Annotated in this window: 14 protein-coding genes and 1 pseudogene; 12 read left to right on the top strand and 3 right to left on the bottom strand. The window is 67.0% G+C overall.

The genetic code is table 11. The annotated features are described in order from the left end of the window. Window positions 1-13: 13 nt before the first annotated feature. The 10 genes and pseudogenes from ACWV14_RS06875 (at window position 14) to ACWV14_RS06830 (ending at window position 8,883) form a co-directional block, all read left to right on the top strand. Window positions 14-1,708, top strand: coding sequence for a serine hydrolase domain-containing protein (locus ACWV14_RS06875; RefSeq protein WP_454907576.1), 1,695 nt, complete (start codon window positions 14-16; stop codon window positions 1,706-1,708). Then, window positions 1,705-3,144: pseudogene (locus tag ACWV14_RS06870) on the top strand (M81 family metallopeptidase); the annotation flags it as partial. The gene ACWV14_RS06875 and the pseudogene ACWV14_RS06870, both read left to right, overlap by 4 nt. 60 nt (window positions 3,145-3,204) lie before the next feature. Further along, on the top strand, window positions 3,205-4,098 hold the full coding sequence (locus ACWV14_RS06865) for an alpha/beta fold hydrolase (protein ID WP_454912822.1): 894 nt from the start codon (window positions 3,205-3,207) through the stop codon (window positions 4,096-4,098). Beyond that, on the top strand, window positions 4,095-5,279 hold the full coding sequence (locus ACWV14_RS06860; RefSeq protein ID WP_454907577.1) for an alanine racemase: 1,185 nt from the start codon (window positions 4,095-4,097) through the stop codon (window positions 5,277-5,279). The genes ACWV14_RS06865 and ACWV14_RS06860 overlap by 4 nt, the downstream gene beginning before the upstream one ends. 47 nt (window positions 5,280-5,326) lie before the next feature. Continuing rightward, on the top strand, window positions 5,327-6,175 hold the full coding sequence (locus ACWV14_RS06855; protein ID WP_454907578.1) for a MotA/TolQ/ExbB proton channel family protein: 849 nt from the start codon (window positions 5,327-5,329) through the stop codon (window positions 6,173-6,175). Between the two features lie 37 nt (window positions 6,176-6,212). Then, the gene (locus tag ACWV14_RS06850) at window positions 6,213-6,641 is read left to right on the top strand and encodes an ExbD/TolR family protein (RefSeq protein ID WP_422085208.1); all 429 of its coding nucleotides are present in this window, start codon (window positions 6,213-6,215) and stop codon (window positions 6,639-6,641) included. Between the two features lie 12 nt (window positions 6,642-6,653). Beyond that, complete coding sequence (locus ACWV14_RS06845) at window positions 6,654-7,088, top strand: ExbD/TolR family protein (protein WP_454907579.1); 435 nt, start codon at window positions 6,654-6,656, stop codon at window positions 7,086-7,088. Further along, a complete protein-coding gene (locus tag ACWV14_RS06840) occupies window positions 7,085-7,741 on the top strand; it encodes an energy transducer TonB (protein ID WP_454907580.1) in 657 nt (218 codons plus the stop codon). Before ACWV14_RS06845 ends, ACWV14_RS06840 begins: the two co-directional genes overlap by 4 nt. A gap of 164 nt (window positions 7,742-7,905) precedes the next feature. Then, entirely contained in the window at window positions 7,906-8,385 is a 480-nt protein-coding gene (locus ACWV14_RS06835) for a hypothetical protein (RefSeq protein WP_454907581.1), read from the top strand. Between the two features lie 207 nt (window positions 8,386-8,592). Further along, window positions 8,593-8,883, top strand: a complete 291-nt coding sequence (locus tag ACWV14_RS06830) for a hypothetical protein (protein ID WP_454907582.1) — start codon at window positions 8,593-8,595, stop codon at window positions 8,881-8,883. Between the two features lie 562 nt (window positions 8,884-9,445). Here ACWV14_RS06830 and istB read toward each other — a convergent pair. Continuing rightward, window positions 9,446-10,249, bottom strand: a complete 804-nt coding sequence (gene istB, locus ACWV14_RS06825) for an IS21-like element helper ATPase IstB (protein ID WP_454901618.1) — start codon at window positions 10,247-10,249, stop codon at window positions 9,446-9,448. After that, on the bottom strand, window positions 10,239-11,828 hold the full coding sequence (gene istA / locus ACWV14_RS06820; RefSeq protein WP_454901620.1) for an IS21 family transposase: 1,590 nt from the start codon (window positions 11,826-11,828) through the stop codon (window positions 10,239-10,241). Before istA ends, istB begins: the two co-directional genes overlap by 11 nt. A 58-nt stretch (window positions 11,829-11,886) precedes the next feature. Here istA and ACWV14_RS06815 point away from each other — a divergent pair, with 58 nt between their 5' ends. Both ACWV14_RS06815 and ACWV14_RS06810 read left to right on the top strand, forming a co-directional pair. Next, complete coding sequence (locus ACWV14_RS06815) at window positions 11,887-13,143, top strand: phage tail tip lysozyme (RefSeq protein WP_454907583.1); 1,257 nt, start codon at window positions 11,887-11,889, stop codon at window positions 13,141-13,143. A gap of 13 nt (window positions 13,144-13,156) precedes the next feature. Then, window positions 13,157-14,338 (top strand): hypothetical protein, encoded by a 1,182-nt coding sequence (locus ACWV14_RS06810; RefSeq protein ID WP_454907584.1) that lies wholly within the window; start codon window positions 13,157-13,159, stop codon window positions 14,336-14,338. A gap of 196 nt (window positions 14,339-14,534) precedes the next feature. Here the strand turns inward: ACWV14_RS06810 and ACWV14_RS06805 are convergent, their stop codons facing one another. Further along, window positions 14,535-14,801 carry a hypothetical protein gene (locus tag ACWV14_RS06805; protein ID WP_454907585.1) on the bottom strand — a complete coding sequence of 89 codons (267 nt, stop codon included), beginning with the start codon at window positions 14,799-14,801 and terminating at the stop codon, window positions 14,535-14,537. Window positions 14,802-14,832 lie beyond the last annotated feature (31 nt).

The raw sequence follows: 14,832 nt of genomic DNA, 5'->3' as shown, positions 1-14,832 counted from the left end.
TCGTTGTCCTTCCATGCCACAACAACCCTCGCCTTCATTACCTGACACCCCATCTTCGCCAGCCGCCGCGGAGGCAGCCGCGCTGGCCGCCATCGACGCACTGGTGGCGCCCTTCAGCCGCAGCGACGCACCCGGCATGGTCATCGGCATCGCGCGCAACGGCCGCCTGCTGTATCGCCGCGCGGTCGGCATGGCCAGCCTGGAAATGGGCGTGGCCAACACGCCGACCACGCGCATGCGCATCGCCTCCACCAGCAAGCACTTCACGGCAATGGCCATCCTGCTGCTGGCGGAAGACGGCCTGCTCGACATCGACGACGCGGTGCAAAAGCACCTGCCCGAGATGCCGCAGCTCAGCGCCAACGGCCCCACGCTGCGCCACCTGCTGACCCACACCAGCGGCTGGCGCGGCCACGACGAGCTGTGGGCCATCGCGCACGGCCTCACGTTCACGCAGCCCGGCCCAGGGCTGCCCTCTATGGTCCGCCAGAGCGAGCTGAACTTCGAGCCCGGCACGCAGATGGTCTACAGCAACGGCGGCTACTTCCTGCTGGCGAAGATCATCGAGCGCGTGAGCGGACAGAGCTACAACGACTTCCTGAAGGCGCGCCTCTTCGGGCCGCTGGGCATGCCCGACACCGCGTCGGTCGCGACCGATCTCGACGTGGTTCCCGGCCTGTCCGGCCTCTACATCCCGTCGCCGCGCGGCGGATGGCAACGCGGGCTGTACCCGTGCGAACTCGACGGCGGCGGCTCGCTGGTGTCGACGGTGGACGACATGCTGCGCTGGCTCGCGCACATGCGCAGCAGCGAGAAGATCGTGGGCAGCCCGAAGAGCTGGGCCATGCTGTCAGAACCCACCACGCTGTCGTCGGGTTCAAAGGTCACCTACGGCTTCGGGCTGGCGCGCCATCCCTACCGCGGGGTCGAGATCGTCCACCACGCCGGTGCGGTGCTCGGCGCCCAGTCGCAGATGCTCAGCGTGCCCAGCCATGGGCTGGACATCATCGTCATGGTGAACGGCGCCGCGGTGGCCCCGTCGCCGCTGGCCCTCAAGGTGGTCGAGCTGCTGCTGGGCGACGCGCTGCAGCCGCCTGAAGTGCGCCCCCAGGCCAGCGCCTTCCCCGCGCTCATCGGCCAGAACTACCACGAGCCGTCCACCGGCAGCGTGATGGGCTTTTCCGATGTCTCGGGCCGGCTGTGCATGTCGTGGCAGGCCGGCGAGGCAAAGCCTATGCATCAGGGCGAAGGCAAGCTGTGGCTGGGCCTGCAGGACCTGCCGGTCAACGACCTCGTGCTCGACGCCAGCGACATCGATCCGCAGCGCGCGCCCGACACGCTGGTGCTGCACGAAGGTGGGCAACCGCGCCGCTTCGAGCGACTGGCAGGCGCCGCGCCCGATGTCGCCTCGCTGGCTGAACAGCTGTGCGGCGACTACACCAGCGCCGACCTCGACGCCACCGCGCAGATGGCGCTGGTCGGCGGCAGGCTGCTGCTCACGGTGCATGGTCGCCACGGCCAGCACGCCTGCGTGCTGACGCCGCTGTCGGCCGACGTGATGACGCTCGTCTCGACCGACCCGGTGCTGAGCCAGATGGGCAAATCGGTCCTCAACGTGGAGCGCAAGGAGGGCCGGGTCACGGGACTGCGGCTGAGCACCCTGCGCACCCGGAACATCCAACTCGCACGCCAGGAGCAACGCGCATGAAGTTCTTCACCACCCTCTTCGCCACCGAAACCAACACCTTCGTCTCCGCACCCACCGGGCTGGGCAGCTTCGAGGAATACGGCATCTTCCACGGCGACTCCAGCACGCGCGATGCATCCGGCTACGGCATGTTCGCGGTGGAAGTGCGCAAGCAGCTGGCCGCCGAAGGCCACGAGCTGGTCGAGAGCCTGCTGGCCTTCGCGCAGCCGCTGGGGCGCACCGTGCGCCCCGTGTACGAAAGCCTGCGCGACGAGATCCTGGACGACCTGCGAAAGGCCGGCCCGGTGGACGGCGTGATCCTGGTGCTGCACGGCGCCATGGTGGCCGACGGCTACGACGACTGCGAAGGCGATCTGATCTCGCGGGTGCGCGCCATCGTCGGCCCGAAGGTGACCATCGGCGTGTCGCTCGACCTGCACTGCCACTTCACGCAGCAGATGCTGACCGAGTCGGACGTGATCATTTGCTACAAGGAATATCCGCACACCGACGCGCTGGACCGCCTGCAGGAGCTGGTCCGCATCGTGGTGGACACCGCGCAAGGCCGCGTGCAGCCGGTCACGGCCGTGCACGACTGCCGCATGGTGGGCAAGTGGCACACCACGCGCGAACCCATGGCCGGCTTCGTGCGCCGCATGGAAGCCTGCGAGAAGCTGCCCGGCGTGCTGTCGGTGTCGCTGGGCCATGGCTTCCCTTGGGCCGACGTGCAGGAGTCCGGCGCCAAGCTGTGGGTGGTGACGGACAACGACCCCGCGCTGGCCGCCAAGCTGGCCGATGAACTGGGCCGCGAGTTCTGGGAGCTGCGCCACCAGACCGGCGTGCCTTCGCTCTCCATCGACGAGACGCTGGAGCGGGCCATGGCCACGCAAGGCGGCCCGGTGGTGATCGCCGACACGGCCGACAACGCCGGCGGCGGCGCCACCAGCGACAGCACCTTCGTGCTGCGCGCGATCATCGAGCGCGGCATCGGCAACGTGGCCTTCGGCGGCGTCTGGGACCTGGGCGCGGTGCAACTGTGCCGCGACGCGGGCGTCGGCGCCAGCTTCGAGCTGCGGCTGGGCGGCAAGTGCGGCCCGGCCTCGGGCGACCCGATCGACCTGCACGTGACCGTCAAGGCCGTGCGGGAAGCGCATTCGCAGCGCGGCCTCGTGCCCGGCAACCACACGCCCATGGGCCCCTGCGTATGGGTGCAGGCAGCGAACGGCGTGGACATCGTGCTCATCAGCAAGCGCAACCAGGTCATCGGGTCCGACCTCTTCACGGGCCTGGGCATCGACCTGGCGGCCAAGAAGCTGGTCGTGGTGAAGTCGGCGCAGCACTTCCATGCGGAGTTCGGGCCTATTGCCAAGTCGGTGTTGTACGTGTCGACACCTGCCGCGCTGAGCACCGACTTCGCCAACCTGCCGTACCGCGTGCGCGACCTCGACTACTGGCCGCGCGTGGAAGAGCCGAAGCGCGCCGCCGGTGCGTTGCCACCGTCGTTGGACGGGCGCGGCATGCCCGCGCCGGGCGAGGTGTACACCGTCGACGGCCGCAAGATGCACCTGCAGCGCAGCGGCCCCGCGCCGGCCAGTGCGTCGCATCCCACGCTGGTGCTCGAAGCCGGCGGCGGCTGCGCCTCTGCGATCTACGCACGCCTGCAGAAGGCGCTGTCGGCCAAGTACCCGGTGATCAGCTACGACCGCGCCGGCATGGGCTGGAGCGAGGCAGACGACGCGCCCTTCGACGGAAAGCGCAACGCGCAGCATCTGCATGCGCTGCTGGCCGCGGCCGGCGTGACCGGCCCGATCGTGCTGATCGGCCATTCGCTCGGCGGCCTGCTGAACCGCATCTACACCGGCCTGTATCCGGAGCAGGTGGCCGGCGTCGTGATGCTCGACTCCAGCCATCCGGAGCAGTTCGAAGCGTTCCAGGGCCTGCCGGCGGAAACGTTGGCGCCGGAGCGCAAGAAGCGCGCTGAGTTCCAGGCCGGCGGCCTGCCGCCGCCGGAGTTCGCGCCGGTCCAGGCCATCTTTGCCGACATGCCCCATGTGCTGCGGCAGATGGCCGCGAACTACACGCCGGAAACCGTCGACACGATGATGAAGGAACATGAAGGCCTCCAGCACGTAGCCCGGCAGGCAGGCGCGTCGCCGGACCTGGGCACGCGGCCGCTGTCCGTGCTGTCGGCCACGGTCATGCCGAAGCTGCCGCCAGGTGCCGAGGAAGGCGCCGAAGTGCAGCGGCGCTGGCCCGAGTACCAGGAGGCGCATGCGGCGCTGTCGAAGCGAAGCCGCCTGCATCGCATCGAAGGCGCCGAGCACATGACGCTGGTGGTGCTGCCGCCTTTCGTGAACCGCATTGCCGAAGAAGTCGACTGGGTCATGGCGGAGCTCGGATGCGCCCGATGACGCAGCTCTCGCACACGGCGCTGGCCGAGCTGAACACGCCGGCGCTGCTGCTCGACAGCGCAGTCCTCGAACGCAACTGCGATGCGATGGCGCAGCGCGCGGCGCGGCACGGCGTGGCGCTGCGCCCGCACCTGAAGACTTCCAAGTCGGCAGAGGTGGCGCGCCTGGCCACCCGTGGGCACAGCGGCGCCATCACCGTGTCCACCGTGGCCGAGGCCGACTACTTCGCGCGCTACGGCTTCCTGGACCTGACCTACGCGGTGGGCATCAGCGCCGGCAAGATCGACGCGCTGCATCGCGTGCAGCGCATGCACGGCGCCCGCGTGAACCTGCTCGCGGACTGCGTTGGTGCGGTGCGGGCGGTGGCCGCGCGTGCGCGCGCCCTGGGCGCGAGCTTCGGCCTGCTGATCGAGGTCGACACCGGCGGCGGCCGCGGCGGTGTATCGCCCGACGATGAAGAGACGCTGCTCGCCATCGCGGCCGAAGTGCAACGCAGTGAATCGCTGACGCTGGCCGGCGTGCTCACCCACGCCGGCCACAGCTACCACGCCGAGGGGCTGGACTCGATCCGCGCCATTGCCGAAGCCGAGCGCGCAGGCGCGGTGCGTGCCGCCGAGTGCCTTCGAGCGGCAGGCTTCACGGTGGATGTGGTCAGCGTGGGCGCCACGCCGACCGCGGTGTGCGCCGAGCGGCTAGACGGCGTCACCGAAATGCGCCCCGGCGTCTACACCTTCTTCGACCTGGACCAGGCCGCGCGCGGCATCTGCGGCATCGAGGACATCGCGCTGTCGGTGCTGGCCACGGTGATCGGCCACAACCCACGCTCGCGCCGCGTGCTCATCGACGCTGGCGCGCTCGCGCTGTCGAAGGACGAGTCGGCGGCCGAGTTCCGCGGCGGCCTGGGCTTCGGGCTGGTGTGCCGCGCGGACGGCACCACGCCGTTGCCCGGCCTGCGCGTGGCCGAGCTGCACCAGGAGCACGGCCTGATCGCCATCGAAGGCGATGGCGACGACGACCTGCAGGCCATGTTCGAAGCACTGCCCATCGGCAGCCGCGTGCGCATTCTTCCGCATCACGCCTGCATGACCGCGGCCCCCTACGACCGCTACCACGTCGTGCGCGGCAGCAGTGCGAGCGTGTACGCCGTGTGGGGCAAGGCCCTCGGCTGGCGCGCGGCCTGACCGTGCGCCCCGATTGCCCTCCGTTTTGTTTTTTGGAGTCAAACATGATGAAGACCTTTTTCGCGAAGCTGATGGCAGTGGCCGCTCCGCTCGCCCTGGCGCTTTGCCTGACCGCCGCGCCGAACGCCGCCAACGCCCAGGCCACGCCGGAACCCGCACCCGCACCGGCACCGGCAGTTGCGCCCACCGCCACACCCACGGCGCCGGCCGCGGTGCCGGCGGCAGCGGCCACCAAGGTCGACAACCCCTACGGCATCGGCGCGCTCTGGGCGCAGAGCGACCTGGTGGCCAAGGCCGTGCTGGCCATCCTCGCGATCATGTCGATGGGCAGCTGGTACGTCATCGTCACCAAGCTGCTCGAGCAGCTGCGCATGGGCCGGCAGGCGAAGGAAGTCGACAACGAGTTCTGGAACGAAGGCAGCGTGCAGGCCGGCACCGCCAAGCTCGCCGAAGGCAGCCCCTTCCGCTTCATCGCCGATGCGGGCGTGCATGCCACGCGCAAGCATGACGGCCTGCGCGGCAAGGTCGACTTTGCCGACTTCGTCGACCTGTGCATCCACCGCGCCACTGAACGCGTGAACCGGCGCCTGAGCAACGGCATGTCGCTGCTGGCCACCGTTGGCTCCACGGCGCCTTTCGTGGGCCTGTTCGGCACCGTCTGGGGCATCTACCACGCGCTCACCGCCATCGGCATTGCGGGCCAGGCGTCGATCGACAAGGTGGCCGGGCCGGTGGGCGAGTCGCTCATCATGACCGCCATCGGCCTGGCCGTGGCCGTGCCTGCGGTGCTGGGCTACAACTGGCTCCTGCGCCGCAACATCACGGTGATGGACGACGTGCGCGAATTCAGCGGCGAGCTGCACTCCGTGATCCTGTCGGGCCGGGCCACCGCCTGAGCACCGCGCCACCACCGCACGCGAAGCGAGCCACACCATGGCGATGAACATCCCATCCGGCGGCGGCGACGAGGAACAGGCCATCGCGGCCATCAACACCACGCCGCTGGTCGACGTGATGCTGGTGCTGCTGATCATCTTCCTCATCACCATCCCGGTGGTCAATTACTCGGTGCCCGTGGAGGTGCCGAAGCAGCGCAACGAGGTGCGCGAGAGCAAGCCCGACACCATCGTGCTGTCGGTGGACACGGCCGGGCGCATCTACTGGTACGACACGCCGGTGCGCGACGTGAACAACCTGGCCGAGCGGCTGAAGAAAGTGGCCGCCCTCAACCCGCAGCCCGAGGTGCACATCCGCGGCGACTGGCACTCGGTGTACGAGCCAGTGGGAAAGATCATCTATGCGTGCCAGTCGGCCGGCATCGTCAAGGTCGGCTTCATCACCGAGCCGCCCGCGCGCAACTGAGAACACACAGCCATGCGAAAAGAAAAGCAGGGGCGCCGCAGCGGCACCCCCACCGACGAGCCCATGATGGACATCAACACCACGCCGCTGATCGACGTGATGCTGGTGCTGCTGATCATGCTCATCATCACCATCCCGATACAGCTGCACGCGGTGAACCTGAACATGCCCAACGGCAACCCGCCGCCCAGCGACATCAAGCCCGAGGTGCTGCGCGTGGACATCGACGAGCGCAGCACCGTGCTGTGGAACGGCGAGGCCGTGGCCGAGCTGTCCGAGGTGGAGCGGCGCTTCGAGCAGCTCGCGGCACAACCCGTGCAGCCTGAAGTGCACCTGCGCCCCGACAAGCAGGCCCGCTACGACGTGGTGGCCGGCGTGATGGCCTCGGCCCAGCGCTCCGGCCTGACCAAGCTGGGCATCATGGGCTCGGAGCAGTTCATCCCATGAGCCGCGCCAACGACTTCGACCCCAAGTCCCGCTTCGGCCCTGTGGGCATCGGCGTGATGGTGCTGTTCCACGTGCTGGTGGGCTACGCGCTCGTCTCGGGCCTGGCGCGCAAGACCATCGAGATGATCAAGAAGCCGATGGACGCGACCATCATCACGGAAGTGAAGGTGCCGCCACCGCCGCCCCCTCCCCCGCCGCCTCCACCGAAGAAGATCATCCGGCAGGAGACGCCGAAGGCACCGCCGCCGCCGCGCCCGGCCTACGTGCCGCCGCCGGCGGTGACACCGCCGCCGAGCACCGCGCCCGCAATCACCGCGGTGCAGAGCACCGAACCGGTGGCGCCGCCGCCCGCCGCGCCGCCGGCACCGCCCGCGCCTCCCGCCCCGCCGCAGGCCGTGTCCACCGACATCGCGGTGGCATGCCCCAGGCAGGTGAAGCCCGAGATGCCGCGCAAGGCGCTGGATGAAGGCATCAGCGGCGTCGTCAAGGCCGAGGTGCGCATCAAGGGCGGACGCGTGACGGAGGTGCGCTTTCTCTCCGGGCCCAAGGTCTACCAATCGGCGGTGCGCTCGGCGGTGATGCGCTACGAGTGCCAGACCACGGGCGATGCGGAAGTCGTGGCGACCCAGGAGTTCGTCTTCAGGATCGAGTGAACGAACCGGCCCGGCGCTAATGCCGGGCTAATCCTTCTCACGCGACGACACCTTTGCGCCACCAGCGGTTTCGTAAATTCAACCCAGCTTTACGGTCCGTTCATCAAATCGTCTTGGCTGCAGGCAGAACATGCAGGTTCCGGCAGGCAAAGGAAGACGACGCCATGGCATCCAATGCATCGCAACCCATAGGCCACACGGCCGCATCCAGATCCCCCGAACCCACGTCCGACGAAACGGCGATCCCCGCGCTGGTGGCGCAGGTGTACGAGTCGGCCCCCACCGACGACCGACGCCGCCTCGTGGAGACACTGCTGCGCCCACTGGGCGTGCTCTCGCTGGTGGCGATTGCCAACGGCATCTTCGCGAAGATCCGCTTCCGCAGCGCGGGGCAGGACCTGAACGTGCGCATCGACGACCTGCAGAACGTGCATGCCGCCGACATGGTGGCGCTGGTGCACCACGCCCAGCAGGTCAGCGTCGAGACTGTGGACAGCCTTGCGCAGTTGCTGGGTAGCTCGGGTGCATTGGCCGGCTCTGCGGCGGCGGCGCTGCTTATCGGGCTGCTGGTGCGGCGTGCGCGCTCGCGGCATGCCGCGCAGCAGGCGCAGCAGATTGACGACGGGTCGCTGGATCCGCTCTGAGCATGTGAGGCGGCACACGGCGTTTGCGTCTGGCAGCGGGGATGCGTGGATATACTCCGCCCCGTCATGCCCCAAAAGGCCTGATCGGGATTGGCGTCCCGAGTAACCCGCTGCGACGCAAGCCGCAGCTTCCGGCACCATCAGGCGAGCCTCGATGGGTCTCGGATGCGGCGGTTTCAGTAAACCGCAATCCCTTGGAGGCCGATCATGGCTGCATCCACTCACGCGCCCTCGTTTCCCGAAACTTCCGCTGAGTCACTCACGCTGCAAGCATGCGATGAGATCGACAGCCTGCACGAACTGCAGAGCGCCTACGCAGGTCTCGAAAAGCTCATCGCTTCGCAGCACTTGAACGACACGGAAGAAATCAGCCCGACCCGTACCGAACTCAGTGCGCTCGTGCGAGTGGTCAACGAGGAACTGCGACGGAGGATTGGAGCGGCCGACCTCACGCTGCAATCGCTTTGGGTGGCTCTGACTGCGCCCGGCCGGCAATAGGATCCCCGGCTTTACTCATGGTCAACGGGCGGGCAGCGCCACGAATGCACGGGATCCCTCCCATCAATCACAGCCTCCAAGTTGCCGCAACTACAGCGCCAGCCATTTATCTCGGCAGGGCAAACCAGGCATCGGGATCGCGCAGTCGCTGTCCAACATGCAGATGTGTAAAGCGTGGCCCCACTCAGCAACTTCGCTCCGCAGCACTGCCCGCACATTTTCTTCAACTGGCATGGTTGCAACGACTTCTGTGAATCGAGCTTCGTAGCTGTCTGCGGGCTATGTACCAGGTTCACCAAGGCAGTCACGGTTGACCGCTGCAGCCCGTTCGGCGCCGAGGCATGCCGTCGATAGCGACTGATTACCTTTGAAAGCTTAGATTCATCCGATGATGAGATTAAAAAGACCGGCGGCCAGCAACCCTGAATTAACTAGAAATACGCCTGCAGACCGAATACGTGGCCAACCTTCAACAGTTTTCGACATCACTGTTGAGTTCCATGGAATCCTGACCCGCGATTTCCATCGAATATTGACCCACCCTCTTTGCGAGCCAGCCGGCTCACGGTGTGGATAAGTTCTTGGCTTTCTCCTTTTTAGGTTGGACTGCTTGAACGGGTTGAGCCGAGCTGTGCTTGAAGCGGAAGCTGTCGTTTCCGGTCTCCAGAATATGGCAGTGATGCGTGAGCCGGTCCAGCAACGCCGTCGTCATCTTCGCGTCGCCGAAGACGCTGGCCCACTCGCTGAAGCTCAAGTTGGTTGTGATCACCACGCTCGTGCGTTCGTAGAGTTTGGACAGCAGATGGAACAACAGCGCGCCACCTGATGCGCTGAACGGCAGGTAGCCCAGTTCATCGAGCACCACCATGTCCGCGTACATCAGTCGGTGCGCGATGTGGCCGGGATTGCCACTGGCCTTCTCTTGCTCGAGTGCGTTGACCAGTTCTACCGTCGAGAAGAAGCGCACCCGGCGGTGTTGGTGCTCGATGGCCTGCACGCCCAGCGCCGTGGCGATGTGGGTCTTGCCGGTGCCCGGACCGCCCACGAGCACCACGTTCTGCGCATCGTCCATGAACTCGCATCGGTGTAGCTGACGCACCAGCGCCTCGTTGACCTCGCTGTTGGCGAAGTCGAAGCCAGCGAGATCGCGATAGGCTGGGAAGCGAGCGAGCTTCAACTGGTAGGCCACCGAGCGTACCTCCCGCTCGGCTGTCTCTGCCTTTAGCAACTGCGAGAGCATCGGTTGGGCCGCCTCGAAGGCCGGCGATCCCTGCTCGGCCAGCTCCGCGACGGCCTGGGCCATGCCGTGCATCTTGAGTTCGCGCAGCATGATCACGATGGCGCCGCTGGCAGGGTCATGTCGCATGGCGCACCTCCTGGCTACTCGACTTGGAGTTCAGCGGCCCGCGCAGGCCGCCAGCAGCGCTGGCACGCCCCCGGAGCGTGTCGTAGCGCAGCACATCGGCCTTCGGCTCGTTCATCAGGCGCAGTGCCTGCGGTGCCGTGACAGGCGCCGGCGCAATGGGCTTGGCATCGAGCAGTCGGTGCAGCACATTCAGCACATGAGTCTTGCTGGCCACGCCGGCTTCCAGCGCCAGTTCGACCGCGGTCAGCACTGCCTGCTCGTCGTGGTGCAGCACCAGCGCCAGGATCTCCACCATCTCGCGGTCTCCGCCTGGCTGCTTCAGCAGCGCGGCCTGCAGCCGCCGGAAGCCCTGCGGCAGCTCGCTGAAGGGCGCTCCGTTCCTGAGCGCTCCTGGCTTGCGTTGCAGCACTGCCAGGTAGTGCCTCCAGTCGTAGACGGTCTGACCTGCGGTGTCGTGGCGACGGTCAATGATGCGCGTGTGCTCGCACACGATCTGGCCCTCGGCCGCCACGACGAGGCGTTCGGCGTACACGCGCAGGCTCACTGGCCGGTTCGCGTAGGAGGCCGGAACGCTGTAACGGTTGCGCTCGAAGTGCACCAGGCAGGTGGGCGAGACGCGCTTGGTGTGTTCCACGAAACCATCGAAGGGTCTGGGGATCTGCAACAGTAGTGGCCGTTCCTGCGCCCAGACATCGGCTACGGTCCCTGGCAGCTTGCCGTGGACGATCTCGCCCCACAGCGCCTTGCAGCGGTCCTCCAGCCAGTCGTTGAGCAGCGCCAGCGTGGCGAACGCCGGCACAGGTTGCCACAACCGGTGGCGCGCATCACGCACGTTCTTCTCGACCTGGCCCTTCTCCCAGCCCGAGGCCGGGTTGCAGAACTCGGCCTCGAACAGGTAGTGACTGACCATGGCGCTGAAGCGCGCGTTGATGTCGCGCTCCTTGCCGCGGCGTACCTTGTCCACGGCGGTCTTCATGTTGTCGTAGATGCCGCGCCGAGGCACGCCCCCGAGTACCTCGAAGGCCCGGTTGTGCGCATCGAACAGCATCTCGTGGGTCTGCAACAGGTAGGCGCGCACGATGAACGCACGGCTGTGGCTGAGCTTGAAGTGCGCCACCTGCAGCTTGGTGCGTTCACCAGCGATGACGGCCCAGTCCTCGCTCCAGTCGAACTGGAATGCCTCGCCGGGACCGAAGGCCAGAGGCACGAAGGTGCCGCGCCCGGTCGTCTGCTGGACCTCGTGGAGATGCGCATGCCACGCTCGTGCAAAGGCCGCCACGCGGTTGTAGGAGCCCTGGTAGCCCAGCGCCACCAGATCGGCGTGCATCTGCTTGAGCGTGCGCCGCTGCTTGCGTGACTTAGACGCCTCGCTCTTGAGCCAGCCGCCGAGCTTCTCGGCGAACGCGTCGAGCTTGCTCGGGCTGATGCGCTTCGCGTAGCTGGGCGCCGCCTCGCCCTCGCGAAGGTACTTGCGGATGGTGTTGCGAGACAAGCCCGTGCGCCGGGCTATCTCTCGGATGGACAGTTGCTCTCGCAGTGCCCAACGCCTGATGACACTCAGTGTCGCCACGTCAATCACTCCTGTGCTCCTGCTGCTAAAAGCAGCAGGTTAGGGTTATCACGTGGGTCAGATTTAGATGGAAATCACCGGGCCAAGTGGGTCACTTCTGGATGGAAATCAACAGGCCACCGAGAACCGCAAGGCACTGGACAGCGTGACCAACGCGCTCGAAGCGGCCAAGAATTCCGCCCTGAACGTCGCCAATGCCATCGCTACGGCCTTGCAGCCTGAGATCGAGCGCTTTGGCCAGTGGTTAAGCAGCGGCGCACAGCAGCTCAGCGCCTTCGTGGACAAGGTCATCGCGGCCGGCGGCGGCGTCACGGGCTTCATGAGCGTCATGAACACCGAGTCGCCTGCACTTGCCACCTTACTGCGCGGCCTGGGCGCCGCAGCGGGCTTTCTCAAGGACGGGCTTGACGTCGTGACCTACGGCTTCCATAAGCTCGCGGCTGCAGCCGCGGTGCTGTACGCCTGGGTTGAAGACAAGGTCGGCAAACTCATACCGGCCGGGGTAAAAGGGGCTGTCGTCGACTTCGGCGAGGGCGTCGCGAAGGGTTGGCGCATGCTGGTTGGCGAGGCCCACGACCCCGCAGGCCGCAGCTTCGGCGGCGTGCTGCTCACGCCCGAAGCCAAGGCGCGCATTGCGGCCGGTGAAGCGGGCAACGGTGGCAGTAGCGGCGCGGGCACCTCGGGCGGCACTGTCGGCAGCAGTGCAGGAGCAAGCGCCGCTGCGCCCACAGGCGCCGCCGCAGGCCGGCCCGCTGCGCGCCCTACACGCGACGACGTGATTCGGCACCTGATCGGCATGGGTCTCACCGTGGACCAGGCCGCGGCCATGGCCGCCAACATTCAGGGCGAGAGCAATTTCGACCCAACGGCTATCAACAAAAGCAGCGGCGCGGCTGGCCTCATGCAGTACCTGTCCAAAGACCGCGTGGCCGACTTCCAGCGCCGCTACGGCACCACGCCGGACAAAGCCCCGTGGCAGACACAACTGAATTTCCTGCGGGAGAGCCCCGCCGAATGGTCGCGCCTGCAACGCTCAATGAGCGGCGGCAAGTCCGCGGCAGACTACGGCGCGGGGATCTCGCGGGTGTTCGAGGCGCACGGCATCGTGGCCGAAGATGCACGCCGGGCACAGTTGGCGGCGCAGTACGCGCGCGAGTTCAAGTCGGGCGGTGGTACAGCGGGTGCGGCAGGTGGCGCGAGCCCCACTATCGGCCAGCAGATCAACGTGCAAAACGTCACGGTTCAGGCGAATAACGCGCAAGAATTCGCGACCTCGGTGTCGCGCGTCGGCGGCGCTACCAACTACAACTCTGCGACTCGCTAACGAAAGGCCAGCAATGACCGCTACGACTGCGTCCATCGACGCTCTGACCTGCGCGATTGCCACCGCGCTCGCCCCCGCCAGGCAAGGCATGCGACGGGCCTTTGCCTGGCGCATGCCCCCCGAGCTGTGGGTCGCCCTCATGCTCGCGATAGCAGCGGCAACAGCGCCTGCACAGGCTCGAGCCGAGACTGCAGCGGCGGCGATCGCAGAGGGCGAACTCGACACCGTCGCGAGCGTCACGCTGGGCGGCACCCGCTACGAACTGACGAACTTCACGTGCGCACGCGCAGCCCAGCTCCAGGCGGAAGGCGAGACCTCGAAGCGTGCGCGTGCCTACGGGCAGTGGCTCGCGCAGCAACCGGCCGGCCTGAAGTCCATGACGCTCAGGCTGGACAACGGCGCCAGCGACGGCGCCGGGTGCTACGAGCGCATCCCCGGTGGCATTCGGGTCTACGTGCAAGGGCGCGCACAGCCGCGCGACGTGATCGCGCCTATCGTCCCCGGCGACCCCTCCGCCGCCGGCGGGGCGTACGACTCACCGGCCGCCGCGATGCGCCCTGCGGTGCCGGCTCCGACGGCTACGCGCGCGCCGGCAGCTACGCGCATACCAGCCGCTGCGCGCATTCGGACGGATGCGGTGGATGACTTCATTGTGCTCAGCGAGCGGTGTCTACGCAGCGGCTCGCCAGCTGACGGGACGTGCTTGCAGCGCGATGCGCTGGAGTCCCGTGTGCGCTTCGGCGGCTACGTCCCGAACAGCTACGACGGAATGATGTCGCCGGACCGCATTGCCGAGTTCGAGCGGGTCGTCCGGGCTAACCGTACGGCGCAGTTCGGCCCGCCGCCAATCAGGCCCTGGCCGCTGCCCACATACCCGCACACATCGACGCTCAGTGATCGGCTGATGCAGCATCTCGCCGGCGGGCCGCCTGGCATGCGCGCGGACTTTCAGATGGACGAGCGCCCTGCGACGATGTGGCGCTTCACGTGCAAGCAAATTGCCGACCTCGTGTCCAAGGTGCCGAACAACGAGCGCGACCGCGCGTTCGTCGATTGGCTGTCGACGAGCCCCGGGCGGCTGCTCACTGTTTTGCGCATCGACGGCTCGACCGCGCTCAATTGCTTCGCGCAAACCGGCAGCGGATTGCTCGTGTACGTGAAGGGGCAGCAACCGCTGGAGGTCAGCTTGCGGTGAGCCCGCACGGCCGGCGCTGCTTGGTGCCGCGCATTGCTGGGGATTTTTGCTGGGGAATTTCACGACACCTAAGAAAATCAACCACTTAGGCACCGTTTTGGCGGAGAGTGTGTCCGCGGAGAATTCAGTATTCGTGCGGGCTCTACCGCCTTGCCTCGCACCTACCGGCCATACAACCGGCCAATAAGCAACTTGTTCATCGCACCGCGGCCGGTGGGCCGGAACCTTCCTCACATCCTGCGTTTTCCGCCGAAGACCTAGCCACCATCTGGTCGGAGGGCAAGGTCACCGGTTCGAGAAAAAGCGCCGCTGCGGCCTGAGGGGCAAGCACACGCAGCCGCGCGTCGCAGGCTAGATCAGCGGCCAGTTCCTCCAGCTGCTCCGGGTCCACGGTGCGCCAGTGAAGTTTGAGCCGCTTGGCGCAGTAGTAGATCCACATGTCGGTCGGGATCTCGTTGTCCATGTAGCAAATGGTACTGTATATTTATACAGTG

The organism is Variovorax durovernensis, assembly GCF_977011995.1.
This window is presented reverse-complemented; position numbering and strand designations above follow the sequence as displayed.

Coding starts and splice junctions, on each gene's coding strand:
- ACWV14_RS06865 (WP_454912822.1), top strand. CDS start 3,205: ATGCCCGCGCCGGGCGAGGTGTACACCGTCGACGGCCGCAAGATGCAC.
- ACWV14_RS06860 (WP_454907577.1), top strand. CDS start 4,095: ATGACGCAGCTCTCGCACACGGCGCTGGCCGAGCTGAACACGCCGGCG.
- istB (WP_454901618.1), bottom strand. CDS start 10,249: ATGCGACATGACCCTGCCAGCGGCGCCATCGTGATCATGCTGCGCGAA.
- ACWV14_RS06855 (WP_454907578.1), top strand. CDS start 5,327: ATGAAGACCTTTTTCGCGAAGCTGATGGCAGTGGCCGCTCCGCTCGCC.
- ACWV14_RS06815 (WP_454907583.1), top strand. CDS start 11,887: ATGGAAATCACCGGGCCAAGTGGGTCACTTCTGGATGGAAATCAACAG.
- ACWV14_RS06835 (WP_454907581.1), top strand. CDS start 7,906: ATGGCATCCAATGCATCGCAACCCATAGGCCACACGGCCGCATCCAGA.
- ACWV14_RS06840 (WP_454907580.1), top strand. CDS start 7,085: ATGAGCCGCGCCAACGACTTCGACCCCAAGTCCCGCTTCGGCCCTGTG.
- ACWV14_RS06805 (WP_454907585.1), bottom strand. CDS start 14,801: ATGGACAACGAGATCCCGACCGACATGTGGATCTACTACTGCGCCAAG.
- ACWV14_RS06830 (WP_454907582.1), top strand. CDS start 8,593: ATGGCTGCATCCACTCACGCGCCCTCGTTTCCCGAAACTTCCGCTGAG.
- ACWV14_RS06875 (WP_454907576.1), top strand. CDS start 14: ATGCCACAACAACCCTCGCCTTCATTACCTGACACCCCATCTTCGCCA.
- ACWV14_RS06845 (WP_454907579.1), top strand. CDS start 6,654: ATGCGAAAAGAAAAGCAGGGGCGCCGCAGCGGCACCCCCACCGACGAG.
- ACWV14_RS06810 (WP_454907584.1), top strand. CDS start 13,157: ATGACCGCTACGACTGCGTCCATCGACGCTCTGACCTGCGCGATTGCC.
- ACWV14_RS06850 (WP_422085208.1), top strand. CDS start 6,213: ATGGCGATGAACATCCCATCCGGCGGCGGCGACGAGGAACAGGCCATC.